The organism is Microlunatus sp. M237, from assembly GCF_056896895.1.
In genome coordinates, this window is the sequence record NZ_JBXHBL010000001.1 from 91,911 (window position 1) to 118,851 (window position 26,941).

At 69.8% G+C, this 26,941-nt stretch carries 23 protein-coding genes; 14 read left to right on the forward strand and 9 right to left on the reverse strand.

The features are described 5' to 3' along the window. Positions 1 to 7: 7 nt before the first annotated feature. Positions 8 to 424 (reverse strand): ChaB family protein, encoded by a 417-nt coding sequence (locus tag AC1XX3_RS00420; protein WP_483319100.1) that lies wholly within the window; start codon positions 422 to 424, stop codon positions 8 to 10. Between the two features lie 113 nt (positions 425 to 537). Here AC1XX3_RS00420 and AC1XX3_RS00425 point away from each other — a divergent pair, with 113 nt between their 5' ends. After that, positions 538 to 1,347 (forward strand): alpha/beta fold hydrolase, encoded by an 810-nt coding sequence (locus tag AC1XX3_RS00425; RefSeq protein WP_483319101.1) that lies wholly within the window; start codon positions 538 to 540, stop codon positions 1,345 to 1,347. 75 nt (positions 1,348 to 1,422) lie between these two features. Next, positions 1,423 to 2,862: an HNH endonuclease signature motif containing protein gene (locus AC1XX3_RS00430; RefSeq protein WP_483319102.1), complete on the forward strand. Its 1,440-nt coding sequence runs from the start codon at positions 1,423 to 1,425 to the stop codon at positions 2,860 to 2,862. Positions 2,863 to 3,029: 167 nt separating this feature from the next. On the opposite strand, the gene AC1XX3_RS00435 is transcribed toward AC1XX3_RS00430, so the two are convergent. Further along, the gene (locus AC1XX3_RS00435; protein ID WP_483319103.1) at positions 3,030 to 4,262 is read right to left on the reverse strand and encodes a saccharopine dehydrogenase family protein; all 1,233 of its coding nucleotides are present in this window, start codon (positions 4,260 to 4,262) and stop codon (positions 3,030 to 3,032) included. A gap of 106 nt (positions 4,263 to 4,368) precedes the next feature. Between AC1XX3_RS00435 and AC1XX3_RS00440 the strand changes: the two genes are divergently transcribed. After that, complete coding sequence (locus AC1XX3_RS00440) at positions 4,369 to 4,932, forward strand: type 1 glutamine amidotransferase domain-containing protein (protein WP_483319104.1); 564 nt, start codon at positions 4,369 to 4,371, stop codon at positions 4,930 to 4,932. 23 nt (positions 4,933 to 4,955) lie between these two features. Further along, a complete protein-coding gene (locus AC1XX3_RS00445) occupies positions 4,956 to 6,248 on the forward strand; it encodes a plasmid pRiA4b ORF-3 family protein (protein ID WP_483319105.1) in 1,293 nt (430 codons plus the stop codon). A gap of 21 nt (positions 6,249 to 6,269) precedes the next feature. Here AC1XX3_RS00445 and AC1XX3_RS00450 read toward each other — a convergent pair whose 3' ends face one another. The 3 genes from AC1XX3_RS00450 to AC1XX3_RS00460 form a co-directional block, all read right to left on the reverse strand. Further along, a complete protein-coding gene (locus AC1XX3_RS00450) occupies positions 6,270 to 6,563 on the reverse strand; it encodes a hypothetical protein (protein ID WP_483319106.1) in 294 nt (97 codons plus the stop codon). A 102-nt stretch (positions 6,564 to 6,665) separates the two neighbouring features. Next, positions 6,666 to 6,962, reverse strand: a complete 297-nt coding sequence (locus AC1XX3_RS00455) for a hypothetical protein (RefSeq protein ID WP_483319107.1) — start codon at positions 6,960 to 6,962, stop codon at positions 6,666 to 6,668. Between the two features lie 88 nt (positions 6,963 to 7,050). Continuing rightward, a complete protein-coding gene (locus tag AC1XX3_RS00460; protein ID WP_483319108.1) occupies positions 7,051 to 8,043 on the reverse strand; it encodes an aldo/keto reductase in 993 nt (330 codons plus the stop codon). Positions 8,044 to 8,210: 167 nt separating this feature from the next. Between AC1XX3_RS00460 and AC1XX3_RS00465 the strand changes: the two genes are divergently transcribed. Both AC1XX3_RS00465 and AC1XX3_RS00470 read left to right on the forward strand, forming a co-directional pair. Then, on the forward strand, positions 8,211 to 8,750 hold the full coding sequence (locus tag AC1XX3_RS00465) for a Dps family protein (RefSeq protein WP_483319109.1): 540 nt from the start codon (positions 8,211 to 8,213) through the stop codon (positions 8,748 to 8,750). 63 nt (positions 8,751 to 8,813) lie between these two features. After that, positions 8,814 to 10,076 carry a geranylgeranyl reductase family protein gene (locus AC1XX3_RS00470; RefSeq protein ID WP_483319110.1) on the forward strand — a complete coding sequence of 421 codons (1,263 nt, stop codon included), beginning with the start codon at positions 8,814 to 8,816 and terminating at the stop codon, positions 10,074 to 10,076. Position 10,077: 1 nt separating this feature from the next. Here AC1XX3_RS00470 and AC1XX3_RS00475 read toward each other — a convergent pair whose 3' ends face one another. Next, complete coding sequence (locus AC1XX3_RS00475) at positions 10,078 to 10,935, reverse strand: DNA-3-methyladenine glycosylase family protein (RefSeq protein WP_483319111.1); 858 nt, start codon at positions 10,933 to 10,935, stop codon at positions 10,078 to 10,080. Between the two features lie 133 nt (positions 10,936 to 11,068). Between AC1XX3_RS00475 and AC1XX3_RS00480 the strand changes: the two genes are divergently transcribed. Next, on the forward strand, positions 11,069 to 12,541 hold the full coding sequence (locus AC1XX3_RS00480; protein ID WP_483319112.1) for a S8 family peptidase: 1,473 nt from the start codon (positions 11,069 to 11,071) through the stop codon (positions 12,539 to 12,541). Next, entirely contained in the window at positions 12,538 to 15,135 is a 2,598-nt protein-coding gene (locus tag AC1XX3_RS00485) for a CHAT domain-containing protein (RefSeq protein WP_483319113.1), read from the forward strand. Before AC1XX3_RS00480 ends, AC1XX3_RS00485 begins: the two co-directional genes overlap by 4 nt. A 28-nt stretch (positions 15,136 to 15,163) precedes the next feature. Here AC1XX3_RS00485 and AC1XX3_RS00490 read toward each other — a convergent pair whose 3' ends face one another. Continuing rightward, entirely contained in the window at positions 15,164 to 16,444 is a 1,281-nt protein-coding gene (locus AC1XX3_RS00490; protein WP_483319114.1) for an aminotransferase class V-fold PLP-dependent enzyme, read from the reverse strand. A 337-nt stretch (positions 16,445 to 16,781) separates the two neighbouring features. Here AC1XX3_RS00490 and AC1XX3_RS00495 point away from each other — a divergent pair, with 337 nt between their 5' ends. The 6 genes from AC1XX3_RS00495 to AC1XX3_RS00520 all read left to right on the forward strand — a co-directional run bounded on the left by AC1XX3_RS00495 (position 16,782) and on the right by AC1XX3_RS00520 (position 22,729). Continuing rightward, positions 16,782 to 17,813 carry a Gfo/Idh/MocA family protein gene (locus AC1XX3_RS00495; protein ID WP_483320188.1) on the forward strand — a complete coding sequence of 344 codons (1,032 nt, stop codon included), beginning with the start codon at positions 16,782 to 16,784 and terminating at the stop codon, positions 17,811 to 17,813. 62 nt (positions 17,814 to 17,875) lie between these two features. Then, entirely contained in the window at positions 17,876 to 18,901 is a 1,026-nt protein-coding gene (locus AC1XX3_RS00500) for a Gfo/Idh/MocA family protein (protein WP_483319115.1), read from the forward strand. A gap of 101 nt (positions 18,902 to 19,002) precedes the next feature. Then, entirely contained in the window at positions 19,003 to 20,406 is a 1,404-nt protein-coding gene (locus tag AC1XX3_RS00505) for an MFS transporter (protein WP_483319116.1), read from the forward strand. Between the two features lie 52 nt (positions 20,407 to 20,458). Beyond that, positions 20,459 to 21,004, forward strand: coding sequence for a gamma carbonic anhydrase family protein (locus AC1XX3_RS00510; RefSeq protein ID WP_483319117.1), 546 nt, complete (start codon positions 20,459 to 20,461; stop codon positions 21,002 to 21,004). A gap of 72 nt (positions 21,005 to 21,076) precedes the next feature. Further along, positions 21,077 to 22,048 (forward strand): aldo/keto reductase, encoded by a 972-nt coding sequence (locus AC1XX3_RS00515; RefSeq protein ID WP_483319118.1) that lies wholly within the window; start codon positions 21,077 to 21,079, stop codon positions 22,046 to 22,048. Positions 22,049 to 22,237: 189 nt separating this feature from the next. Further along, a complete protein-coding gene (locus AC1XX3_RS00520) occupies positions 22,238 to 22,729 on the forward strand; it encodes a MarR family winged helix-turn-helix transcriptional regulator (protein ID WP_483319119.1) in 492 nt (163 codons plus the stop codon). Positions 22,730 to 22,758: 29 nt separating this feature from the next. Here AC1XX3_RS00520 and AC1XX3_RS00525 read toward each other — a convergent pair whose 3' ends face one another. Next, the gene (locus AC1XX3_RS00525; RefSeq protein WP_483319120.1) at positions 22,759 to 23,649 is read right to left on the reverse strand and encodes a LysR family transcriptional regulator; all 891 of its coding nucleotides are present in this window, start codon (positions 23,647 to 23,649) and stop codon (positions 22,759 to 22,761) included. Between the two features lie 21 nt (positions 23,650 to 23,670). Beyond that, the gene (locus AC1XX3_RS00530) at positions 23,671 to 26,928 is read right to left on the reverse strand and encodes a DEAD/DEAH box helicase (protein WP_483319121.1); all 3,258 of its coding nucleotides are present in this window, start codon (positions 26,926 to 26,928) and stop codon (positions 23,671 to 23,673) included. Positions 26,929 to 26,941: the final 13 nt, after the last annotated feature.

Consider the following 26,941-nt stretch of genomic DNA (forward strand, 5'->3'; position numbering starts at 1 on the left):
TCGAGAGTCACCGTGCCTTGCGGGTGGCCCGGTCGTTGGACTTCTGCAGCGCCTCGACCAGCTCGTCCTTGGTCATGGTGGACCGCCCGGGGATGTCCGCCTTCTTGGCCAGGTCATACAGGTGCTGCTTGGACGCGTTGGCGTCAACGCCGCCGGCCGTATCCCGGTCAGTGCCGCGGCCGCCCTCCGCCTGAGCGTCGGAGGGTCCCTTCTCGTCCTTGGGCTCCCAGTGGTCCCCGACCTTCTCGTACGAGTGCTTCACCGCGGCGAAGGCCACCTGATGAGCGCGTCGTTCATCGTCGTACTGCTCGGCCGCGGAGTCGTGTGCCTTGGCGAAGGTCTGCTGGGCGTGGCGTTCGGACCGCTGCAGTGTGCTGGGCAGCTCGTCGGCCTTGGCCTTGCCGGACTTGGTGGTCTTGGGCATCCGATGCTCCTCTGTCGTCCACTGCCCTGCGGTGCTTGCTCAGACGCTACCCCTCGGCGGCGCTCATCGTCACCCATGGTGGTACGGCGTGAGCCCTCCTAGACTGGCCGGTCATGGACCACTTCAGCAACGACGGACTGTTGTTCGACGTGATCGACAACGGTGACCCGGCCGATCCCCCCGTCGTCCTGCTGCACGGCTTCCCACAGCAGCCGTCGGCGTTCGACGCCGTCGTGCCGTCGCTGCATGCCGAAGGGCTGCGCACCCTGGTGCCGTCGCAACGTGGCTACACCGCGACTGCGCGTCCGCGCCGCCGCAGTGACTACTCGACGACCCACACGGTGAGCGACGTGGTCGCGCTGCTGGATGCAGCGGGGCTCGAGTCCGCCCATCTGGTCGGTCACGACTGGGGCGGCTTCCAGGCCTGGGGCATGGCCGCCTGGTATCCCGAGCGGGTGAAGTCGGTGACGGTGTTGTCCACGCCACATCCGCGCGCCATGATCAAGTCGCTGACGCGGAGCGGCCAGGCGCTGCAGTCGTCCTACATGGGGCTGTTCCAGCTGCCGGTGGCCCCGGAGATCCTGGCCCGTCGCGGCCTGCGCAAGACCCTCACCGACAGTGGGCTCCCAGCCGAGCACGTCGAGGAGTACGCCCGTGAGATGGCGCGGCCCGGTGCGCTGAGCGGAGCGCTCGGCTGGTATCGCGGGCTCCCGTTCTCGCGCCGCGTGATCGGACGTATCGCTGTGCCGACCACCTACGTCTGGGGCGACCACGACTTCGCGTTGGGCCGCACGGCCGCTGAGCTGACCGAGTCCTGCGTCGATGGTCCGTACGTCTTCCGCGAAGTACCGAGCGGTCATTGGCTGCCCGAGGCGGTGCCCGACCTGGTGGCTGCTGCGGTGCTGGATCGCGTTCTGGGCTGACCTGTCGCCCTATCTGGAACCTGCCTGCTGTGGATGAGCGGCGAAAGTGTCAGTGGCGGGTCGTAAATTGTACGTATGTTCGATTCGGGGATGGAGTTGCCGGCTGACACGTCGGCGACTGCGACATGCGTCGCGGAGCTGCACCGGATGGTGGTGATGGCGGAGACGCGGTTGTTGGTGGTTGCCGCGCATTGGGCTGACCTGCACGGCCCGGACCCGGAACTGGTGTCCGAACCTGAACCGGTGCGGGAGCAGTTTCGTCAGTTGGGTGGGGACGGGACACCGTTGGTGTCGGAGTACGCCGCCGGCGAACTCGGGGCGTTGCAGGAGACCACCACCGGTGCTGCGTCGGCGCAGATGGCCGATGCGTTGGATCTGCGGCACCGCTTCCCGCGGCTCTGGGCACGAGTGCTGGCCGGGGAGGTCCGCGGGTGGAAGGCCCGTAAGGTCGCCCAGCACACCCGCCACCTGTCAGCCGACGCAGCGGCGATCGTGGACGCGATGGTCGCCGGTCCGATCGGGGCGATCTCCTGGGCACGCTTTGAGAACCTGCTCCAGGCAGCCGTGATGAGCGCCGACCCCGTCGGTGCGGAAGCGCGGGCGAGGTTGTGGGAGGCGGAACGGTTCGTCCGCGCCGGCCGCACCGAAGTGGGTGGACTGAAAGTGCTGGTCGCCCGGGCCAATGCCGGTGATGTGGTCTGGTTCGTCGCCATGGTCAACCGCATCGCCGAGATCCTTCAGCTGGAAGGCGATACCGGTCCCGTCGGGGTGCGTCGGTCCAGGGCGATCGGGATTCTCGGTCAGCCGGCGACGGCGCTGGCGATGCTGCAGGCACACCAGGGCGACCCATGCGATCAGGTCGAACCCAGTACCGACGACCCCGGCGACACCGACACGCATCAGTCGGTGCGGTTCGACGGGCCGGTGGTGGATCCGGTGAAGGCGCGGCCGCAGACCACGCTCTACATCCACCTCAGCCACGAAGCCCTGCCCGACCCCACTGGCCTGGTGGGCCGGATCGAAGGCGACGGACCCGTCACCATCGACCAAATCCGCCGGTTCCTCCGCGACACCCCGAACACCATCACCGTCCGCCCAGTGCTCGACCCGAACCCGGCACCGGTGGACGCCTACGAGATCCCGCACCGCCACCGCGAAGCCCTGCGACTCCGCAATCCGGCCGACGTCTTCCCCTACGGCACCAGCCTCAGCCGCACCATGGACCTCGACCACACCATCCCGTACGCCGACCCAGGCCCACCGGAGCAGACCAGCCTGGCCAACCTCGGCCCGCTGGACCGACGACATCACCGACTCAAGACCCACGGCCGTTGGCGACTCCGACAACCCGTCCCCGGTGAATATCTGTGGCGATCACCGCACGGCTGGGTGTATCTGGTCACCAACCAAGGCACCCAAGCATTGGGCAACAACGCCTTCACCGACCGCATCTGGAAGGTCGCGACCGCCATGCAACGGAGCCCGACCCGCAGTGAGGTCACGCCGGCGGCGTGAGGTCCATGATCAGCTCGCAGATGCGGGTCCGACCTCGATGTTGATCTCGCGCACCGCGCGCTTAGCGCTGATGAAGATCAAGATCGGGTCAGCTTCGGGGATCAACTCCTGCTGATCGCCTTCATGATGTTGAGGGGTCCTTGGTGTCTTCCGGTCACGTGGCCGAATCAGTCGATCCTGCTCGCGCCGACCACGAATCCTTGATCACGAAGCCTCTCGGCGAGCCGTTCGCCGATGGCCGTCATCGGTGTGAGGACTCCCCCCGCCCGAGGCGACCCGTCGACGGCGAGCGTCAGTGCCGACTGACCCAGCATGACGGCAGTTCCTCCGTACCCGGGATCAAGATCGGCACCGATGGTGCTTCGATACCGTGCCCCACTCGCCGTCTCCGCTTCGACCTCGACCAGGAAGCGCCCCGCGTCGCGGGTCTTGGCACTCGGACCGTCCCCGGGTTCGGGGAGCAAGCGGTCGAGCAGCCGCCGCGCCGGGGCGAAGGCCATTCCCGCAGTCAAGGCGGCCACGCCCGCGGTGATCGCCGTTGCCGCAATCGCGCCAGCCGGGCCCGAGCCGGCGTCGATCACCTCCCGGTAGCGGAAGTCAGCTCCATAGGCCCACCCGGACAGGGCGTTGCTGCGGTGCACGATCTGCCGGTTGTAACCACCCATCACAAACGGCGCCGACCACCGACCTGTGCGCGGGTCCCGCCGTGCGGGCGGGCGAAGTCCGCGCTGGTGCACCCGATGGACCGGCGGCTCCTCGACGAAGGCGTACGGGCTGGAGACGACTGCGCGCAGCGCCGGGTCTCCCACCGACTCGATCACCTGCTGCCGCAGTGAGTCGATGGTGCCGCCGCTGATCCCGCCGCGCATGGATCGGACATGCAGCGTCGCCGACCGAATGGGCCCTGCGCCGTCGGCCGCGGCGCGGTTCGCCGCCAGGCCGACCCCGAGGTCGGACGGAATGGAGTCGAAGCCACAGGAGTGGACGATCCGCGCTCCGCTGGCGACTGCGAGGTCGTGACAGTGATCGATACTGCGCCGGACGAACAGTGTCTCCCCGGTGAGATCGCAGTAGTCGGTCCCCGCCGCAGCACAGGCACGCACCAACGGCAGCCCGTAGCGCAGATACGGACCCACCGTGCTGACCACCACCCTGGTACGCCCGGCGAGGCCGGCGACAGCCTCCTCGTCCAGGACGTCCACCGTGAGTAGCGGCCAGTCGCGAGCGCGCTCGGTCAGGGCGCCCCGGAGCGCCTGCAGCCGTTCGAGTGATCGACCCGCCAATGCCACCCGCAGGCCCTCCGGCGCATGGTCGGCCAGGTGATGCGCAGTCAACCGGCCGACGAAGCCGGTGGCACCGACGAGCACGAGGTCGAAGTCCCGGTCTGTGGGGGAGGTCATGCTCGGCAGGCTAGCCGAGAGCTCGGCATCAGGCGGATCACACCGTGCTCGCTGAAGATTCCGCCCTGGCCTCGTCGCTTTACGACGTAAACGCTAAGTTGGGTTGATGGCAACCAACAAGAAGATCGCTTTTCTGGTCGCAGCTGAAGGCATCGAGAAGGCCGAGCTGGTCGAGCCCTGGGCCGCAGTCGAAGACGGCGGACACGACCCGGTGCTGTTGAGTCCCGAGAACGGCACGGTGCAACTCTTCGAACATCTGGACAAGGCTGACACCCGGCCCGTCGACGTGACCGTCTCGTCCGCCAGCATCGACGACTACGACGCGTTGGTGCTGCCCGGTGGTGTGGCCAATCCGGACGCCCTGCGGATGGACGCGAATGCCGTGCACTTCATCGGTGAGTTCCTCAACTCCGGCAAGCCGGTGGCGGCCATCTGTCACGCGCCATGGACCCTGGTCGAGGCCGGCGTGCTGCGGGGCAAGCGCCTCACCTCCTGGCCGAGTCTGCGGACCGACATCACCAATGCCGGCGGCGAATGGGTCGACGAGCCGGTCGTGGTGGACGGCAACCTGATCACCTCGCGCAACCCCGGAGACATCCCGGCCTTCAACAATGCCCTGCTCGAGGCCATCAACCACAGGGTGTCGAGCGCGGCCGCGGTCGCTGACTGATCTCCAGGCCCCAGAATGGACTGGTGTCCCCCGCCGAACCAGCCCCGACCGCCGTCTACCGCCTCCGGGTGTCGCTGGTCGGGAGTGAACCGGAGATCTGGCGTACGTTCGACGTACCTGATCGGCTGACGCTCGCTGAGCTGCATGACGTCATCCAAATCGCCTTCGGGTGGCGCCACCTCCATCCCTATGTGTTCACCGACACCGACGGCGGTCACCCCGACGGCGAGGTCGAGCTCCGCGACGTGCTGAGTGCCGAGGTCGGGCCGCTGCTCTACGCCTACGATCCGCGTGACAACTGGGAGCACCTGGTCGAGTTCGTGCGCGCAGTCCCGACCACCGACGGCCGCGCCACGCCTGCGCTAGTGGACGGCGCTCGTTCCGGGCCGTTGACCGACACCGGCGGTGTGGACGGATACGCCGACTTCGTCGCCGCGTGGACCGATCCCGACGATGAGCGTCATGCCTCGGCCCAGGCGTGGGCGGTGGAGACCGCAGGGCCATGGCGGGCGCCGTATGCACCGGAGGTCTTCGACCAAGACGCCGTGGCCCATGCGCTGGCTGACCGGTTCTCGCCGACGTCACGCCAGTCTTGGAGCGCCGAGCTGGTCGATCTGGTGGAGCGGGTCGATCCCGGTCTCCGGCCGGAGCTGGTCGCCTTCCTTGCCGCGGCCGAGCTCGATTCCGCACCGGAGCCGGTCGACGTGGAGGCCACCACCACCGCATACCGCTGGCTGTTGCGCCACGTCGGCGACAACGGCGTACCACTGACCTCCAGCGGCTGGCTGATGTCGGAGTCGGTTGCGGCCGGAGCTGACGAGCTGGGGTGGCGATCGCGTTGGGCCGGCGTCGAGGGCCGCGAGGACGGGGCGGTCCCGATGATGCACCTCCGTCAGAGCGCCATCCGGCTCGGCCTGCTCCGCAAGCAGAAGAACCTTCTGGTTCGCACCTCGGTCGGGGCTTCGCTGCAGTCGGACGCGGCGGCGCTCTGGACTCATCTGGCACGACGCTGGCTCCCGACCAAGCGTGCGGGGATGGACCGCGATGCGGCGATCCTGCTGGCCGTCGAGCTCTCCCGACCCGCGGATCACAGTGAGGACAGTCTGTTCGCGTCCCTGGCCTACGGGCTGGACGCGCTCGGGTGGGTGGACGCGGATTCGCGGGCCTCAGTCAGCCCGGCCGACGTGGCGGGCATGGTGCAGGCTGACCTGGCCCTGTTCGCGGACCTGGGCCTGGTCGATATGTCCGCAGGTCGGGTACGCCCGACGCCAGCTGGTCGCAGCCTGGCTCGGGCGATGATCAGCAGCCGGACCTGACCTCAGGGTGCGTGGCCGGGGTCAACCCGCGGCGAGGAACTCCTGATAACGCAGCTCCAATCGCCCGCGGCTGGGACGTGACGGGCGGCCCGTGGGAACCGACAGGGACTGACCTGCCATCTCCTGGATGCCGTGGCGCAGCATCGGGCCGTCGATCTCCTCGAGCAGGTCGCGGCGGACGGCGATCGTGAGGTCCGGTGTCACGCCAAGGAGGTGCTGGTCGAAGGCAGCGTGGTGGATCTTGCACAGAGCAAGACCCGTCGGGAACAACCGGCTGACCGAGCTCGTGCTTGTCGCCGAGGATGTGGCTCGCATCCAGCAGTGACATCTGCCGCAGCCGACACATCGCACCGCGCCTCTCGTACGCCTCCAGGACCCGAACTCGGAACAAGGGTTGGTGAAGTCGTTGGCGGGTGATCACCTCGGCATAGCGTCGGTCATCAGCCGACTGGCCCTCCCATCGAGCGCCACCAGATGGCGTTGAGCGTGGTCGAGCGCGACCACGCACTGTCCGTCGGGTCGCTCCTCACCCACCAGAAAGACTGGATAGCGCGGCAGATAGGCGCCCGAGGCCACGCCGACGAACCAGATGAGCGGCAGCTTGGCCTTCATCGCGTTGCGCAAGGCGACGTTCTCTGGGTGGAAGGGATCGTCGCCGCGGATCTTGTATCGCAGCAGTCCGTCCTCGCCGGCGCTGTCGACGTACGGCGGCACCTGCCCAGGCGGGGTGAAAGCGCAACACGCTCTCGTCGCCGTGCTGACGCAGCCACTCCATCGCCGCGGGGCCGGCTTAGACCCACGATCACCAGCGGTCGTGCACCGACGCCTTAATCTCGCGCTCATAGAGGTCGGCCACCTTGGCCATGAACTCCTCGCCCAGCGGCGGAACCTCACCCGCAGCCGCATTGGCCCGCGCCTGCTCCATCGAGCGCGCCCCGGGGATGACGGTGCTGACGCCGGGCTGCTGCACGACCCAGGCCAGCGCGGCCTGCGCCGGGGTGATGTCCAGGCCCAGGTCGGCAACCAGCGAGGAAAACTCCGCGGCCGCTCGGACGCCGGTCTCGTACGGCACGCCGGAGAAGGTCTCACCGACGTCGAAGGAGGAGCCGTCGCGGTTGAAGTTGCGGTGGTCGTTCTCGTCGAACTCGGTCTCGGTGGTGTAGCGACCACTGAGCAGGCCGCTGGCCAGTGGCACCCGCGCAATGATGCCCACCCCCGCCTCCTGGGCCGCCGGCAGCACGAACTCCAGCGGCTTCAGCCGGAAGGCGTTGAGAATGATCTGCACGGTCGCGGTCCCCCGCCGCGAGATCGCGGTGAGCGCCTCGTCGGTGGTCTCCACGCTCACCCCATAGCTCGCGATCAGCTGCTCCTCGACCAGGGTGTCCAGGGCGTCATAGACCTGATCATGGGAGTAGACCTCGGTCGGCGGGCAGTGCAGCTGGACCAGGTCCAGCCGATCGACGCCGAGATTGCTTCGGGACGAGTGGACCCAGCTGCGAAAGTTCGCCAGGGTGAAGTTGGCCGGGTCCAACGGGCCGCGACGTCCCATCTTTGTGGCCACCGTGATGCCGTGACCGGGGTGGTCGGCGAGGAACTGGCCGATGAGCCGCTCGCTGCGGCCGTCCCCGTAGACGTCAGCCGTGTCGAAGAACGTGACGCCCGCCTCCGCCGACGCCTCCAGCACCGCCAGGGCGTCCGACTCCGACACCACGCCCCAGCTGCCGCCGATCTGCCACGTGCCAAGTCCGATGACCGCCACCGGACGCTCTGTTCTGCCCAACACCCTGGTTTCCATGGCGCCAGCCTAGGGTCCACCGGCCCCGGATGCGTGCGACGGTCCCGTGGAGAGAGGCAAGGCTAACTTTCCTGGAACCGTTCCAGAATGCGTGGTGTGATGAACCCATGCCGCGCGGAGACGCGCCGGCACCCACTGCCTGATCGACCGACGGAAGGATGACACCCATGACCGACACCATCGAACGTCGTGACAACCCCACCCCTGAGCACGTGGCCCGCCCGCCGTTCAAGGCCTCCCAGCAGCTCGCCGACCATCTGCAGCAGCTGCACGTCGACCTGATCGACCTGCACCTGCAGGGCAAGCAGGCCCATTGGAACGTCGTCGGCAAGAACTTCCGCGACCTGCACCTCCAGCTCGACGAGGTCATCGACGCGGCTCGCGCGTTCTCCGACCAGGTCGCCGAGCGGATGCGCGCCATCTACATCACCCCGGACGGCCGCGCGGCCACGGTCGCCGCACACACCAGCCTGCCGCAGTTCCCGGCCGACGAGGTGGACACCGCCGAGACCGTCGACCTGATCACCGCCGCGCTGTACGCCGTCGCCGGCACCGCGCGCACCATCCACGACGCGGTCGACGAGGAGGACCCCACGTCGGCCGACATCCTGCACAGCATCTTGGAGAAGCTGGAGCAGTTCGCCTGGATGATCGACTCCGAGAACCGGATCGCGAACCGCAGCATCCCGCGCCCGATCCACGAGTGATGACCGGTCGGCGAGCCGTAGCACCCCGTCTGGACTAGGGGCGGGGTGCAACAATCGCTCCTTGTGACCACCGACCCGCCCACCCGCACCGACGTCCTGGTCGTTGGGGCGGGACCGGCCGGGTCCTCGGCGGCCTACTGGGCAGCGAACCAGGGATGGGACACCGTCCTGGCCGATGCCGCCACCTTCCCGCGGGACAAGACCTGCGGCGACGGGCTCACCCCGCGGGCGATGGCGCAGCTCGACGACCTCGGTCTCGGCGCATGGACCCGAGCGCACGTCACCAACCGGGGCCTGCGTGCCCACGGGTTCGGACAGGTGCTGGAGCTGCCGTGGCCGGGCGGATCACTGCCCGATCATGGTTCGGCGGTCCCCCGGACCGAGCTCGACGCCCGCATTCGGGCGGTGGCCCTGGACGCGGGTGCCGTCGCGCTGGATGCGGCCCGGGCCACCGACGTGGTGCGCTCCGGCAGCCGGGTCACCGGCGTCGTGTTCACCCGCGCCGACCGGAGCACGCACACCGTCGCCTGTGACCGCCTCGTCGTCGCCGACGGCGTACGCTCCCCGCTCGGCCGGGTGCTCGGCCGGCAGTGGCACCGCGACACCGCATACGGGGTTGCCGGCCGGTCCTACGTCACCTCCGAGCGCAGCGACGACCCGTGGATCTCCTCCCATCTCGAGCTGCGGGGCGAGTCGGGTGAGATCCTCTCCGGCTACGGCTGGATCTTCCCGCTCGGCGACGGCGAGGTGAACCTGGGCGTCGGCACCCTCGCCACCGCCAAGCGCCCGGCCCGCGTCCAACTGCGCCCGCTGATGGAGTTCTATGCCGGCCAGCGGCGAGACGAGTGGGAGCTGGGGAGCACCCTGCGCGCTCCGACCTCCGCGCTGCTGCCGATGGGCGGCGCCGTCTCCTCCATCGCCGGCGCCAACTGGGCCCTGATCGGCGATGCCGCGGCCTGCGTCAACCCGCTCAACGGCGAAGGCATCGACTACGGCCTGGAGACCGGCCGGTTCGTGGTCGAGCTGATGGCCACCGACGCCGACCTGACGTTGGCCTGGCCGGCGGTGCTGCGCCGCCATTACGGCGAACCGTTCTCCATCGCCCGGCGGCTGGCCGGCCTGATCACCGTGCCGCACATCCTTCCGACCCTCGGCCCGATCGGGATGCGGTCGCGGACCTTGATGACGGTGGCGCTGCGGGTGATGGGCAACCTGATCACCGACGAGGACCGTGATGTGGTGGCCCGCGCCTGGCGGCTGGCGGGCCGGCTCTCCACCAAGATCGACAAGCGAGCACCGTTCCCCGCCGCCGACCTGCGCAGCTGACTCAGCGCAGCGCCGTCCCCTGACGCCACAGGTGGACCAGCGCATAGGCGCGCAGTGGCGACCAGGGCTGCGACCGGGCTTCCGCCTCGCCGGTCGAGATGCCACCCAGCGCCCGGCGCAGCACCAGATCTCCGGCCGGGAACGCATCGCGGTCCCCCAGCACCCGCACGCCCAGATAGTCCACGGTCCAGGCACCGATGCCCGGCAGCGCCAGCAGCCGGCGACGCGTCTGCGCCAGATCCGGCGCATCCAGCTGCAACCCGTCGGCGCAGGCCACAGCCAGGGCGTGCACCGTCCGTGACCGGGCGCCGGTCAGCCCGACCGCCGACTGGATCTCCCCCGGTGACGAGATCGCCAGCCGCTCCGCCGACGGGAAGATCAGCAGGCCACCGGGCCCGGGCGCACCGAAGGCGGCCACCAGCCGGCCGGCGAACGTACGACCGGCCGCGAGCGACACCTGCTGACCCACCACGGTGAGCACGGCCGCGTCGAACGGCGCCGGGTAGCCGATCACCCGCAGCCCAGGTGCGGCGCGTACCAACGGGCCCAGGACAGGGTCCCCGCCGAGGACGGCCACCACCGAGGCGGGATCCCGATCGAGATCCAGCCAGCGACGTACCAGTGTCACCAGGTCCGGCAGTCGCGCCGGGTCGTCGCAGCTGAGCTCCACCTCCGTGTCAGCGAACCGGAGCTCGGTCAGCACCGGCGTCGCGCCGATCACGATCACCCGCCGATAACGGCGCTCGACCAGGTCAACGACCTCGGCCCCTGGGACTGCGTGGGCCGCCAGTGTCGTCAGCGCCGCTGCCACCTCGTACGGACGGGTGAAAGGCAGCCGGGTGGTCGCGGTGAGGGGCATGGTCGCTCGAGTGTGCCCGACCCGACCACGAGATCACGAGTTCGCCGAACGGCCGGGTCCGGTTGCCTCTAGTGTGCAAGAGGCGACGGGGCGCACCGTCGTGGGCGTATCGGACGCGAGGGCTGGAGCACGGATGACCGAATACCAGGGCATGTACAACCCGATCGTCGCCCACCGCGCGCGATACCTCGACCCTGCCAGGGCGGTGCGACTCGCTGACGAAGGGTTCGACACCACGATCTACGTGGCCGATAGCGTGCTGCTGTCCACCACTCCGGCGTCCGATGAGTCCGTCGGGTTCGTCGAGTTCGCCCGCGAACGTGGCATCGAGGTCACCGTTGATCCCACCAACGCGCGGCTGTATGAGCGGGCCCGTGGCCGTCAGCTGGATGAGCAGCTGGACGCCAGCTGGGTCACCCCGGTCAAGCTCACCCCGCTGCCCGGAATGGCGGTGGCCGTGGACGCCTGGACGCTGCTCCAGGAGTGGCGCGCGCAGCCGGACCTGACCGACGAGCGCCGCGCAGTGGTCGGTCTGGACCACCTGATGTTCGCGAACGCGAGCGGTAACACGATGACCCTCGGTGGCACCATGACGCTCGGCGGCACCATGACCCTCGGCGGCACCATGACCCTGGGTGGCACCATGACCCTCGGCGGCGGCGTCAAGGTGCAGTACGCCGTGCCCGGCCTCGGTGGTCGCACCCCGGTCGCCTTCACCGGGCCGGCCCCGGTACGGGCCCGCAAGCTCAAGCATCGACGCCCGGTCATCGCCGTGCTCGACACCGGCGTCGGCAAGCATCCATGGCTGGCCGAGGGGGTGGTGGTCGTGCCCGCCCCGGCCGACGCGGAGCCGGAGAGCACGGGCATCTGCCACGACCGCCTCGAAGGGGGCCTGGACGACTACTCAGGTCACGGTACGTTCATCGCCGGTCTGATCCGCCAGACCTTCCCCGACGCCGACATCCATGCCGTCCGGGTGATGGGTGCTGACGGGTTCGTCGAGGAGACCACGATGGTCAACGCCCTGCACGCGCTGTGGCTGGACGTCCTCGACGCCAAGCTCCGGATCGACGTCGTTTCCATGTCCTTCGGCTATTACCACGAGGCCCCCGAGGACCTGCGTACCGACGCCTCCCTGCTCGGACCGCTGACCCTGCTGGCCAGCCGGGACATCGGGCTGGTCGCCTCGGCCGGCAACGACGCCACCGACCGGCCGATGTTCCCGGCCGCATTCTCCCGGTCGATCGACCTGGTCAGCGTCGGGGCGACCAACCCCAACGGCACGGTGGCGTTGTTCAGCAACTCCGGCGACTGGGTCACCCATCACGAGATCGGCGCCGCGGTCCTCAGCACCCAGCCGACGACCTTCAACGCGTCACTGCAGCCCAGCGCCCGGGTTCGCGAGCCGGGCGCCGCGGTGCGCGAGTCGATCGACCCCGACGACTTCAGCGGCGGCTTCGCCACCTGGTCCGGCACCTCCTTCGCCGCTCCGATCGCCGCGGCCAAGCTGGCCGAAGGGTTGCTTCGCAGCCGCCCGACACGGGCCAAGCCTGAGGTTCTCGGAAGCCTGGCGCGCGCTCGCGGCGAGCTGCTGTCCGGGCGATGACCGCTCCGGCGCCGACTGCTCTGGCCGACGATGCGGCCGCCGAGGCCACTGCCCTGCACACGCAGGCCGTGGCCGAGAACGCTGCCGGACGACACCGGCGCGGGGCGGCGCTGATCGGCCGCGGGCTCGCCGCGCTGGGCATCGCCGCGGACACCGATCCAGAATCGGCGGCGGACCCTGCCCACCGTCGGCTGGTGCCCCGGCTGCTGGCCACGCTGGCCAAGTCGGAGGTCGAGATGAACAGCCTCGACCAAGGACTGGCGTCGATGACGCGGGCCCTGGACTGGGCGGCGCCCGAGGACGAGGAGCTGCTCGCTTTTCTGGCCAGCCAGCGCGGCCTCATCTATTTCCGCGGCGGTCGCTTCGCCGAGGCCCGCGCCGACCTCGATGCTGCGGCGGAGCGGATCCCCGATGACGCCGGTCTGGACAAGTGCCGGGTCCTGCTCAACCGCGGCGCGCTATTCGTCGAGATGGGCGACATCGCGGCCGCTCGGGCGGACCTGACCGCGTGCATCGCGCTCGCCCGACGCTTCCAGCTGCAGCTGGCCGAACGGATAGCGCTGCACAACCTCGGCTGCCTGGAGTTCCTGGCCGGTGACCTGCCGCTGGCCCTGCGGACGATGGACGCCGGGATCGCGCTGGACAGCAGCACCCAGCCCGGCATCGCGCACCTCGACCGTGCCCGGGTGCTGCTGGCCGCCGGCCTGCAGCAGGAGGCCGACGAGACCCTCGCGGCGGCGGCCACCCAGCTCAGCCGTGACCGCAGCTCGCAAGACGTCGGCGAGGTCGAGCTGACCCGGGCCGAGTCGGCGCTGCTGGCCGGCGACCACGACACCGCACGGCGGCTGGCCGGTCGAGCCCGGGACCGGTTCCGCCGGCACGGCAACGACCGCTGGCGGCGCAACGCCGAGCTGGTGCTGCTGCAGGCCGACCTCCGCGCCGGCCGTCCGATCCGCCGGTTGCTCGGCAACGCCCTCCGCCTCGCCGGGGAATATGCCGAAGACGGGTTCGCCCTGCAGCGACGGACCGCACTGCTGCTGGCCGCCGAGATCTCCGAACGGCTCGGCGACGTGACCGCAGCCCGGGCCCGCGCCGCCGAGGCGGGTGAACCGCAGCGCCACGACCCCATCCCGGTCAGGTTGCACACGCGCTACGTCCGAGCCCGGCTGGCACTGGCCGACGGTGACCGGATCGGCGCCCGACGTTCGCTCAGCGCCGGGATGTCCGAGCTCGCCGGCTACCAGGCGGGGTTCGGCGGGATCGACCTGCAGACCGCCAGTGCGGTGCACGGGACCCGACTGGCCGAGCTCGACCTCGACGTCGCCCTCCGTGCCGGTACGCCCGCCGCCGTACTCGGAGCGGTCGAGCGCGGCCGCGCCGCTTCGCGCCGGCTCCGCCCGGTGACACCGCCACCCGACCCTGACGTCGCGGCCCTGCTGACCCGGCTCCGGCAGAGCGTTGACGACCTGCGGACCCGGCAGACAGCGCCGGCCGCCGAGCTGGCGCCGGTCCGGCGTCAGGCCGCCGAGCTGCAGCGCGAGCTCCGGGAGCGGTCATGGCAGACCGGCGGCACCGGCGACTGGCGCCGGACCGCCAGTCTGGCCGAGCTCCGCGACGGCCTACGGACCAGCGGCTCGTCGGCGGTGGTCCACCTGGAGGCTCGCGGCCGGCTGTATGCCGTCACGGTCGGGCACCGGCGCCCGGCGCTGCACGACCTCGGCGATGCCGCCGGGTGCTACGAGCTGGTGGCGCGGGTCCGTGCCGACCTGGACGCCCTGGCCAACCCGCTGCTGCCCGAGCCGCTGGTGAAGGCCGTCCGCAGCTCACTCACCCGATCGCTGGCAGCTCTCGAGGACCGGCTGCTGGCGCCGCTGCAGCTGCCCGACGCGCCGCTGGTGCTGCTGCCGGCCGGGCCGCTGCTGACGGTGGCCTGGGGTCTGCTGCCGCGGCTGCGGGCCACACCGGTGGTGGTGGCTCCGTCGGCCACCGCCTGGCTGCAGACCATCGGGTCGCATCCGGGTGCGGAGCATTCCCCCACGCCGCAAGCGGTGACCGTACTCGCCGGGCCGGGGCTGGCGCGGGCCGAGGACGAGGCCCGCGAGATCGGCCGGGTCTGGGCCGACGCTACCGTCCTGACCGGGGAGCAGGCCCAGCCGGAGCGGCTCCGAACCGCCCTGTCCACGTCGAAGGTCGTCCACGTGGCCGCGCACGGCGAGCATCAAGGGGAGAGCCCGATGTTCTCCTGGCTCCGGCTCGCCGGCGGACCGGTGTTCGCCTACGAGCTGGACCAGCAGGCACGTGCGGCCGAGCATGTCGTGCTGTCCGCCTGTGACCTCGGCAAGACCACACTGCGCGCCGGCGGCGAGGCCCTGGGACTGACCAGTGTGCTGCTGCATCTCGGCAGCCGAAGCGTTGTCTCCGGCGTCGCCCGGGTCAACGACGAGGTGGCTGCGTCGGTGATGGTGCGCTATCACCGGCTGCTGGCCGCCGGGACCGACTCGGCCACGGCGCTGGCCGTCGCCTGTGACGGCGCGGACCGGCCGGCCCCGTTCGTCTGCTTCGGCGGCACCTGGTCGCCGGGGGCGCCCCGCTGACCACCCCCTCGGGCGTGCGATCAGCCCTTCACTGTTCCCTGCGTTCAGCGGGGCTGGTGGTGGGCGGCGCGGGGTTCGCCTCGGCGGCCCAGCGGACCAGGAGCGGCACGGCGCGGTCGATGAAGTCCAGGTAGTCGTCGGCGGTGTTGTAGACGTGGGCCGACAGCCGGAGATAGCCCTGCCCGGCGAAGCTGGTGAACGCTGTCTCGATGCCGGCCTCGGCCATCATGCGGTCGCGCAGCGCGTTGCCGCTCAGATGCGCTGTCGCCAGCGGGTGCGGCAACGCCACCAACCGGATGGGTGGGGCCGCCATCCCGACCTGCACCGGGTTCGCGGACTCCGCGGCGCCGACGTCGAAGGCGTCGTCGATCGCGGCGGCGACCCTCTGCTGGGCCCAGTCGGCGAGGTCGGTGGAGTAGCGGCGGACCTGGTCCCACCCGAACGTCTCCTCGACGTAGTCCAGGGCCGTCGGCGCGGCCAGCCAGCTGGTCAGGTCGAGGGTGCCCTGGTGGTCGAACCGCTGCGGGTAGGCCAGGTCACCGCCCCAGGAGTCGATCAGCGGGTACGCCAGGTCCGCCACCTCGGGCCTGGCCACCAGCACCGCGGTCCCGCGCGGCGCACAGGCGTACTTGTGCAGGTTGCCGACCCAGAAGTCGGCGTCGGCGTCGGCGATCGCCCCCGGGATCATCATCGGCACGTGGGCGCCGTCGACGAGGGTGCGAATGCCCCGGCGCCGTGCCTCCGCGCAGATCTCCCGCACCGGCAGCCGTCGGGCGGTGGGCGAGGTGATGTGGTCCACCACGATCAAGGCGGTGCGTTCGGTCACGGCGGCGAAGATCGCGTCGAAGGCCTCGTCCTCCGCTGCGGTCAACGGCACCGCCGCGGTCCGGACCGAGCCGCCGGCCCGTCGAGCGGCGCGCGCGGCTCCGCCGGTCACCGCGCCGTAGCCGTGATCGGTGACCAGCACCTCAGCCCCCGGCGGCAGCGCCAGGCTGCCGAAGACCACGGACGCGCCGCCGCTGGCGTTGGGCACCAGGGCGAGTCGCTCCACCGGGACATCCAGCCAACCGGCCAGTCGCCCACGGGCGCCCTCGATCCGCTCTGGCAGCCCCGGGAACCACGCGATCGGCGCCGCCTCCGACTGTGCCCGGTATTCGTCCTGCAGCTCCAGCGCCGCGCGTGGGACGGCACCGAAGGAGCCATGATTGAGATGGCGCACCGCCGGGTCGAGCGCCCAGCCGGTCAGGGCCGGGCGACCATCCGGCGTCGTCATCGGCGCGGGGGCGGGCAAGGGGGTCGGAGCGGGCATCACACCTCCAGTAGCAGCAACGCTGCTAACGATGTCTGATCAAGGACAGCTCTGTCTAACCTGGGCGCGTTGAGCTGTCCGAGCTGGTGTCGGTGGAGCCCACGACCGCCGCCGGTGATCAGGTCGACCAGGATGGTCGGGGTGCGCAGATCCGCGTAGCACAAGGAATTTCCGGCCGATCACGGCTGTCGTTCCACTGCTGGGCCCTGGGATACCAAGATCAGCGACCGGCTCGCCGGGACGATGACCCGGGGGTATCCAGGAGGACATCGGTTCCGATACGGTGAATTCACGCCAGCAAACACCCTTAGGTGTAACAAAAAATAACCCGATGGAGATGAACGCTGCTGTGAACCCTTCCGGTTCCACCGACGTAACCCGAGAACTCCGCGTAGCCGTTGTGGGCACGTGGCATGTTCACACCTTCGACTACGCCCGCCAGGTACGAGAGCATCCGCACACCGAGCTGGTGGCGGTGTGGGACGACGACGTCGACCGCGGTCGCGCCGCTGCTGACCAGCTCGGCGTCGACTACACCGACGACCTCGCGGCTCTGCTGGCCCGAGACGACATCGACGCCGTCACGATCACCACCGAGACCAGCGTGCACCGCGATGTGATGCTCGCCGCGCTCGAGGCCGGCAAGCACGTGTTCACCGAGAAGCTGCTCGCTCCCACCGTCGAGGAGGCGGAGTCGATCATCAAGGCCGCGGACGAGCACGGCCGGGCGCTGATGGTGTCGCTGCCCAGGCTCTACCACGGCTACACCCGCGCGATCACCGAGGTGATCAACAGCGGCGCCCTCGGCCGATTGACGTACGCCCGGGTTCGGCTCTCCCACGACGGCGCGGTCGCCAACTGGCTGCCCGACAGGTTCTATGACCCGGCGCCCGCCATCGGCGGCGCGCTCACCGACCTGGGCTGCCACCCGGTCTACCTGACCCAGTTGTTCCTCGGGGCCACCCCGGACACGGTCAGCGCGACCTACCGCAGCGTCACCGACCGGGCCGTGGAGGACCACGCCGTGGTGACGATCGGCTATCCCGACCAGGCCATCGGGGTGATCGAGGCCGGATTCGTCAGTCCCAACCCGTTCACCATCGATCTCGGCGGCACGGCCGGCACCCTGAGCTATTCCGACGCCGACAACTCACTGCGGGTCTCGGGTGAGGCGTGGGGCGGCGGCAAGACCTGGCACGCGCTGGAGGTGCCCGAGCACCAGCCGATGGCGTTCGACCAGTGGGTCGATCACATCGCAGCCGGCACCCGCGCCGACGACAACCTGGCTCGCGCCGTCGAGCTGACCCGCCTGGTGGAGGCGGCGAACGAGTCCGCAGCTACCGGTCGGGCTGTGGCGTACCCGCGCTGAGTCACGACCATCCCACCGAGAGAACCTCTCTACCCGCTCGACGACGAACGAGGAGTCTTGTCATGTCCCAGACGTCCCCCATCCGGGTCGGCCTGCTCGGCGGTGGCGGTATCGCCACCGCCCATCTGCGGGGCTACGCCGCCCACGCGGAGAAGATCGGCGTCACGGCGGTCGCCGACGCCGACGAAGAGACCGCTCGGTCGCGGGCGGTCGAGCTGGGCGCCCGGCCGTATGCCCGCTTCCAAGAGCTCATCGCCGATGAGGCCGACCTCGACGCGGTGGACATCTGCCTGCCGCACCATCTGCACCGTGACGCCATCGTCGCCGCCGCGGAGCGCGGGCTGCACATCCTGTGCGAGAAGCCGCTGTGCCTGACCGCCACCGAGGCGCAGGAGGTCGCCGCCGCGGTCGCCGCCAACGGCGTCACCCTGATGAGCGCCCACAACCAGCTCTTCCTGCCCGCCGTGGCCCAGGCCAAGACCCTGCTGGAGGCCGGCACGCTGGGCACGGTGTACGAGGTCCGCACCACTGACAGCTTCTACAACGACTTCGACCCCTCCACCATGGGCTGGCGCGCGAGTGCCCGGACCAGTGGTGGCGGCGAGCTGATCGACACCGGCTATCACCCGACCTATCTGATGCTGCATCTGGCGGGGTCGGAGCCGGTCGAGGCCACCGCGATGCTGTCCACCCATCGGCTGACCTTCATGGAGGGAGAGGACTCCGCCCAGGTGCTGGTCCGATTCGCCAACGGCGTGGTCGGCCAGCTCGTCACCAGCTGGGCGTACGCCGCCGCCGGCTGCACCGAGCGGTTCTCCGTCGTGGGCGAGCTCGGCTCGCTGTACGGCACAGCCACCTCACTCAGCTACAACCTGCGCTCCGGGGAGTCGGAGACCTTCGAGTTCGAGCCCGTCGACACGTTCGTCGCCGAGATCGGTCACTTCGCCGATGCCCTGCTGAGTGGCACCCGCCCGCTGCATACCGAGAAGGAGGGTATCGAGGCCCTCACCATGATCCTGGCCGCCTATGAGGGCGCCCGCTCCGGCACCATTGCCCCAGTGGCGGGCAGCCTGCCCGCACCGGCCTGACGGCACCGGGGAGGGTCCGGCCGGGTTCGACGGCGCTGGACCGATGAGTTCGCCGGCGAGACGATGTCCATATCGCATCGCCCGCCCACTCGGAGGTCCTGATGTCGAGCTCGAGCCCGGACCCTGCCCCGGTACCCGCCCACCTGGCGCGGACCTTCGGCCATCTGCTGGTCAACACGCTGCTGGTCTCGGTGATCAACTTCACCGTCTGGTTCGCAATCACGTTCTACGTCTATCTGCAGACCCGGTCGGTCTTCGCCACCGGCATGGTCGCCGGGATCTTCCTGGTCGCCACCACGCTGACCGGGATCTGGTTCGGCAGCGTCGTTGACCATCACCGCAAGAAGGCGGTGATGCAGCTGTCGGCGGTCGTGTCCTTCACCGTCTACGCCGCGTGTCTGGCCCTCTACCTGCTCGTCCCGCACCGGCGGTTCGCCGACCCGGGCGACCCGCTGCTGTGGGTGTTCGTCGTCTCCTTGATGCTCGGGGTGATCGCCGGCAACCTGCGCTCGATCGCGCTGCCGACCCTGGTGACCGCCCTCATCCCCGAGAACCGCCGGGACCGGGCGAACGGTCTGGTCGGGACCACCTCGGGGGTGTCCTTCCTGGTCACCTCCGTGATCAGCGGACTCCTGGTCGGCGCGTCCGGGATGCTGGCTGTGCTGGTCCTGGCGCTGGCGGTGCTGGCTGCCGCCGTGATCCACCTGGGCCGACTGTCGGTGCCGGAACGCGAGGTCCCGGCCGGCGCCGGCGACGCAGGGCCGAAGACGGTGGACGTGCGCGGCACCCTGCGGGTGATCGGCTCCGTGCCCGGGCTGTCGGCGCTGATCCTGTTCAGCACGTTCAACAACTTCCTGGGCGGCGCCTTCATGGCGCTGATGGACGCGTACGGGCTGTCGCTGATGTCGGTCCAGGCCTGGGGGCTGTTATGGGGCGTGCTCAGCACCGGCTTCATCGTCGGCGGCCTGGTCATCGCCCGGACCGGGCTCAGCAGCAACCCGGTCCGTCTGCTGCTGCTGGTCAACGTGGTGCTGTGGTCGGTGACGTGCCTGTTCCCGTTGCACAGCTCGGTGGTGGCCTTGTCGGTGGGGATGTACGTCTACATGCTGCTGGTCCCCTATGCCGAGGCCGCGGAACAGACGATCCTGCAGAAGGTGGTGCCCTACGAGCGACAGGGCCGGGTGTTCGGCTTCGCCCAGAGCGTCGAGCAGGCCGCCTCTCCGCTGACCGCCTTCCTGATCGGCCCGATCACCCAGTTCGTCTTCATCCCGTTCATGACCGACGGACGGGGTGCCCAGCTGATCGGCTGGTGGTTCGGCACCGGTCCTGCCCGCGGCATGGCCTTGGTCTTCGTCCTCACCGGCATCCTCGGACTGGTGCTCACCGTGGCCGCGCTGCAGAGTCCCTACTATCGCCGGTTGTCGAAGCGCTACCAGGCGCGGGCCGGCTCGGACGACGAGCCCTCGGCCGAGGAGCCCGAGCCGATGACGTCCGCACCGGGGTGAGACGCTGCTGCCGAGGCGAACCAGTCGCCTCCGGTTCCCCGAAGGAGTACGCATGTCCTGGTCCGGTTCGCTGCTGCCGTACGCCGGTCACATCCCCGAGGTGGACCCGTCCGCCTGGATCGCGCCCGGCGCGTACCTGGTCGGGCAGGTGAGCGTGGCGGCGACCGCGAGCGTCTTCTACGGCGCGGTGCTCCGCGGCGACATGGCACCGATCACGCTCGGGGAGGGCAGCAACCTGCAGGACAACGTGGTGGTGCATACCGACACAGGATTTCCCACCCGGATCGGCGCCCGGGTCAGCGTCGGGCACGCGGCGGTGGTGCATGGCTGCACGGTCGAAGACGACTGCCTGATCGGGATGAGCGCCACCGTGCTCAACGGCGCGGTGATCGGGCAGGGTTCGCTGGTCGCCGCGGGGACAGTGGTGCTGGAGGGCACCGTGGTGCCGCCGCGCTCTCTGGTGGCCGGTGTACCGGGCAAGGTCCGACGCCCACTTCGCGACGAGGAGGTGGCACACGTGATCACCAACGCGAGCATCTATCTCGACCTGTCGGCCGAGCACCGGCGCAGCCTGAGCCGGCATCCGCTGCGCGATTGAGAACGTGGAGTGCTGAATCCCATGAAGATTTATTGTTGGCATTAGTTCGGGCCATCACCCATGGTGGTGGTCATGGAGTACACACAACTCGGCCGTACCGGCCTCAAGGTATCCCGACTCTGCCTCGGCACGATGAACTTCGGTCCGCAGACCGAAGAGAGCGACTCGCACGCGATCATGGACTCGGCGCATGCGTCGGGGATCAACTTCTTCGACACCGCCAACGTCTACGGCGGGGTCGAGCACCGCGGTTGGACCGAGGAGATCGTCGGCCGCTGGTTCGCCCAGGGCGGCGGGCGCCGGGAGAAGACCGTGCTGGCCACCAAGCTGTACGGCGACATGGGCAGCTGGCCCAATGAGAGCAAGCTGTCGGCGCTCAACATCCGGCGCGCCCTGGACGCGAGCCTGAAGCGGCTGCAGACCGACTACATCGATCTCTACCAGTTCCACCACATCGACCGCGCCACCGGCTGGGACGAGATCTGGCAGGCCATGGAGGTCGCCGTGCAGCAGGGGAAGATCCTCTACGCCGGCAGCAGCAACTTCGCCGGCTGGCACATCGCCGACGCACAGGCTCATGCCGCGAAGCGCAACTTCACCGGTCTGGTGTCGGAGCAGTCGATCTACAACCTGCTGGTGCGCGACGTCGAGCTCGAGGTACTGCCGGCGGCCCAGCACTACGGCCTCGGGGTCATCCCCTGGTCCCCGCTGCAGGGTGGGCTGCTCGGCGGTGTGATCAAGAAGGCCAATCAGGGCAAGCGCCGTCTGGAGGGCCGGGCGGCCGAGTCCGTGGCGGAGCACCGTGACCAGCTTGAGGCGTACGAGAACTTCGCCGAGGAGCTCGGTCACGAGCCGGGCGACGTCGCCCTGGCGTGGCTGCTGCACCAGCCGGCGGTGACCGCACCGATCGTCGGGCCGCGCATCCAAGAGCAGCTCGACGGAGCGATCCGCGCGGTCGACGTCAAGCTCGACGCGGCGACGCTGGAGCGACTCGACGAGATCTTCCCGGGCCACAAGACTGCTCCGGAGGATTACGCCTGGTGATCGTCTGAGGCATCAGAAAGCACGATCACGGCCCCGTCCTCCTGCCCCCGCGGGCTGGCGCCCCCCGACACCGGAGGACGGGGCCGCTATCGCGGGTCAAGCCACGATGACTCGTGCTGAGCTTGATCCTTCAAGGGAAGTTAGGGAACCGGCGTAGCGAATGTCAAGAGGTTCGCTAAGGTCATGGTCATGGGCGAGACCGCATGGCTGACTCGAGCCGAACAGGAGACCTGGATCGCGCTGGTCAACGTCGCGATGCGATTGGAAGGCAACCTTGACACCGAGCTGCGCCGCGACGGCGGGGTCACGCTGGCGGAGTATCTGGTGCTGGCGATGCTGTCGGAGAACCCCGACCGGACACTGACGCTGAGCGAGCTGGCCGCGCGGATCAACTCATCGGCGTCGCGGATGTCACACATCGCCACCCGGCTGGAGAAGCGCGGCTGGCTGGAGCGTCGTCCCTCCCCCACCGACGGCCGCACGACCCTGGGGTATCTCACCGACGCCGGTCTGGCCCAGCTGGTCGATTTGGCGCCCGTGCACGTCCAGTACGTCCGCCGGTTGATCTTCGACGTGCTCGATTCCGAGGAGCTGGCACCGCTGCACCGGGCACTGAGCAAGATCGCCGACTCCATCACCCCGGTGAACGGCCGTACTCGGCTGCCGCCGGTCATCGTCTGACCTGCGTCGCGGACGCCGACCGTCGGCGGTCAGGCCGCAGCGGTCGGGACCACCAGGTCGGAGAACTGGCTGAGCAGCGCATTCGCCGCCGTCGACGCTTTGGTCGGCAGCGCAGCGGCCACCTGCCAGCGCAGCATCGGGTGCGCGATCGGCACGGCCCGCAGCGTCGCCGGCCGCTTCAGGGCGAAGTGACCCGGCACGATCGCCACCCCCAGGTCCTGGTCGACCAGGTCGAGCAGGGTGTGGACGTCGTTGACCTCCATCGCCACCCGGTGCCGCAGCCCGGCCGCGGCGAAGGCCTGCTCGGCCAGCACCCGTGCACCCCAGCCGGGGAGGAAGCCGACCTGAGTCTCGCCGGCCAGCTGGTCCAGGGCCAGCTCAGTTTCGGTCGCCAGCCGGTGACCGGGGTGGCAGAGCAGCACGAAGCCCTCCGACCACAGCGGCAGCAGTTGCAGGCCACGGGTGTCGGTCTCGCATCGAGCGACCAGCGCCAGGTCGAGCTGGCCGGCGGACAACCGGTCGACCAGGGTGGACGAACCCTCGAACGTGAGTCGCACCTCCACTCCGGGGTGCCGGCCCCGAAAACGTCCGAGCTCGCCGGGCAGGTCGACCACACCGAGACACTGTTCGGTGCCCACCCGCAGCGACCCGCGGAGCATCCCACGGACGGCCTCCACCGCGTTCCGGGCAGCGGCGGCGCTGGAGAGCGTACGCTCCGCCTCGACCAGGAAAGCCCGCCCGGCCTGGGTCAGCTCCACCCGCCGGGTGCTGCGCACGAACAGGTCGGTGCCGAGCTCGGACTCCAGGGCACGGATCGAGGCGGACAGCCCGGACTGGGAAATGTGCAGCAACTCAGCCGCGCGGGTGAAGTGCTGCTCCTCGGCGACGGCGACGAAATGTTCGAGCTGGCGAAGTTCCACGACGTCGGAGTCTAGCCAGACTCAGCCGGCCAGGAGGTCCTTGATCTCGTCGGCGGTCAGCGCGGCCCCAGTCATCGGGTCGTCGCCCATCACCGAGCTGAACAGCTTCTCCTTGCGTGCCTTGAGCTCCATCACCTTCTCTTCGATCGTGCCGCGGGCGACCAGGCGATACACCATCACCGTCTTGTCCTGCCCGATCCGGTGCGTGCGGTCGACGGCCTGCGCCTCGGCAGCGGGGTTCCACCAGGGGTCGAGGACGAAGCAGTAGTCGGCCTCGGTCAGGTTGAGCCCGAACCCGCCTGCCTTGAGGCTGATCAGGAACACCGGTGCGGTGCCGCCGGTGAACGCCTCCACCGCAGCGGTCCGGTCACGGGTCCGGCCGTCGAGATAGACATGGTCGATACCCTCCGCAGTGAGCCGCTCTCGGATCCGGGTGAGGAATCCGGTGAACTGGCTGAACACCAGGGCCCGGTGTCCCTCCGCAGCCAGCTCGGCGACCTGCTCGCACAGCATGTCGATCTTGGCCGACGGCACCCCGGCGTACTCCGGGCTCACCAGGCTGGCGTCCAGGCTGAGCTGTCGGAGCAGGGTGATCGAGGCCAAGATGGTGAAGCGGTTGGAGTCCAGATCGTCGATCAGTCCCAGCACCTTCTGCCGCTCCCGCTGCAGGTGCGTCTGATAGATCCGCTGGTGTCTGGGCTGCAGCTCGACGTCGAGCACCTGCTCCTGCTTGGGCGGCAGGTCGGAGGCCACCATCTCCTTGGTGCGCCGCAGCATCAGCGGACGGATCCGGCGGCGCAGCTGAGCCAGCAGCTCCGGGGCGTCGCCGCGCTCGATCGGGCGACGGTAGTACTCGGAGAACCGGTCGGGATGCGGGAACAGGCCGGGAGCGACGATGGACAGCAGCGACCACAGATCCATCAGGCTGTTCTCCAGCGGGGTGCCGGTGATCGCGAACTTCACCTCCGCCCCGATCCGACGGGCGCACTGGTAGGTCTTGGCGCGGTGGTTCTTCACGAACTGCGCCTCGTCCAGGATCAGGGCCGACCACGGCTGCGCGGCGTAGGCGTCGACGTCCAGCCGCAGCAGGGTGTACGAGGTGATCACCAGGTCGGCGCCCGCGACCTGCTCGGCGACCGAACGCCGGGACTTCGCCTGCGACCTGTCGACGGTCACCACCTTCAGGTCGGGGGCGAACCGGGCCGCCTCCTTGGCCCAGTTGCCCACCACGCTGGTCGGCGCGGTCACCAGGAAGGGGGCCGCCTCCGGTTCCACCTGGCGCGCCCGGCAGATCAGGGCCAGCATCTGCAGGGTCTTGCCGAGGCCCATGTCGTCGGCCAGGACGCCGCCGAGCCCGTGCGACCACAGCGAGCTGAGCCAGCGGAAGCCGTCCAGCTGATAGGGCCGCAGCTCGGCCCGCAACCCGTCGGGCAGCGCTGTGCCCGTGCCCGGCTCATCGGCGGTGAGGCTGCGGACGGTCTTGGACCAGCGGTCGGACTGCTCGATCACCACGCCGAGCTGCAGCAGCTCCTGCCACAGGCTGGCCTGATACTTGTTGATCGAGAGCCCGTCGCTGTCATGGTCGGTCAGCGTCCGAGCCTCGGTGATCAGGTCGCGGAGCGAGGTGAACTCCGGCCGGTCCAGCTCGCAGTAGACACCGCTGTCCAAGATCAGGTATTCGTCACCGCGGGTGAGGGCCACGAACAGCTCGTCGAAGGGAACCTCCTCCCCCTCCACCGACACGTGGATGTGCAGGTCGAACCAGTCGGCCCGGGCTTCGTCGTCCACGGTCGCCAGCTCGACCAACGGCACCTCGTGGGTCAGCCGATAGTCCGGGACGGTGCCGACCGTCTCCACCTCCACCCCGGCGTCGCGCAGGCGCGGCAGGATCTGCTCGGTGACATAGGCGGCGTCCAGGTCGGCGAGCAGCACGTGCGGGGCAGGCAGTCCGGAACCGGGCGACCGCTCGAGTTGACGCAGTCGTGCATACGGCAGGTCCAGACCGGTCAGCAGTCGCCGCTCCGCCACCTCGTCGCGCGGGGTGCCGGCGTCCACCGGCTCATCGAGGTCGAACCGGCGCACGTCGTCGTCGGCACCGTAGAGGTATGCCCAGTCCAGTCGCAGCTGATGACCGGGACGGAAGCCGGCCCGCAGGCCCAGCCGCGGTGGGGTGTAGACGGGAAGCGCCACGGAGGCGTCGGAGGAACCGATCTCGGCCTTGTGCCGCAGCCGGGGATAGAAGTCTCGCCAGAAGCGGGCGGCGTCACGGGCCGGAATGCGGACCGGGTGCGCGTCCAGCACCAGCTGGCGCAGCTCACGGCTCAGCGGCTCGGCCAGCGCCACCAGCTCGAGACCACTGCCGCCGGGGGCGCCGTCGGGTGCGTGGAACAGGCCGTGGGCGGGCTCCCCCAGCAGCCCGATCTGGTTCAGTGCCACCGCGCGGTCACCGATCCGCACGACCGGCAGCAGCCGCAGTCCGTCCTGCTCCGAGCGCACCAGGTCGAGTCCCACCCTAGCCCGCTCGCTGGTCACCGCGACCGGCGGCTGCTGCGCCCCGCCGGTGATCAGGGCCACGCCGGCCTCCTGCGCGGCCTCGAGCAGGGACCACAGACTGCTGCCCACGGTGGCGAGGGTCAACCACGGGCTGCGGGGATAGACGAAGCGCGCCCCTGGTCCCGCAGCCGCACGGATCTGCAACAGCACGTCGCGCTGTCCGCTGGGGTGCGGGTGGGCCGGCAGGTCGAGCTCGTCCCAGGAGATGCCGCTGCGCACCCACTTCCCGCTCCGCCCCCGTTGCACCGGGCGGGCCCGGACGCCGAGATGACCGGGAAAGCCACGGAAGCCGGGCGTCTGCTCAACCTCGAACTCCAGCCCCAGCGGCACCTGCGCGGTCACCGCGACCGGATCGGGAGCCGCCAGCAGCCGGGCCAGGCTCTTCTCCCACGCCGGTCGGTCCAGCTGCTCCTGCACCTCGGGCAGGGTGCGAGCCACCACCAGCACCGCCGCCGCGTGCTTGCAGTCCAGCGCCACCGGGCAGCTGCAGTGCCCGCGGTGTGCGGCGGGAGCACCGGCCTCGTCCGAGGCCAGTCGGATGGTGGTGTCGTACGCCTCCCGATAGCTGCCGCGGACGTGTCCTCCGACCACCCGGGTCTCGGCGTCGAAGACGACTCCTGACACGTGGCCGCCGCGGGCGTACACCAGGCCGCGCGCGAACGCCTCATGTCCCACCATCGCGATGATGGCGTCGTTGTCGAGCAGCGCTCGCCAGGTGTCGACCATGTGCGCGATCGTA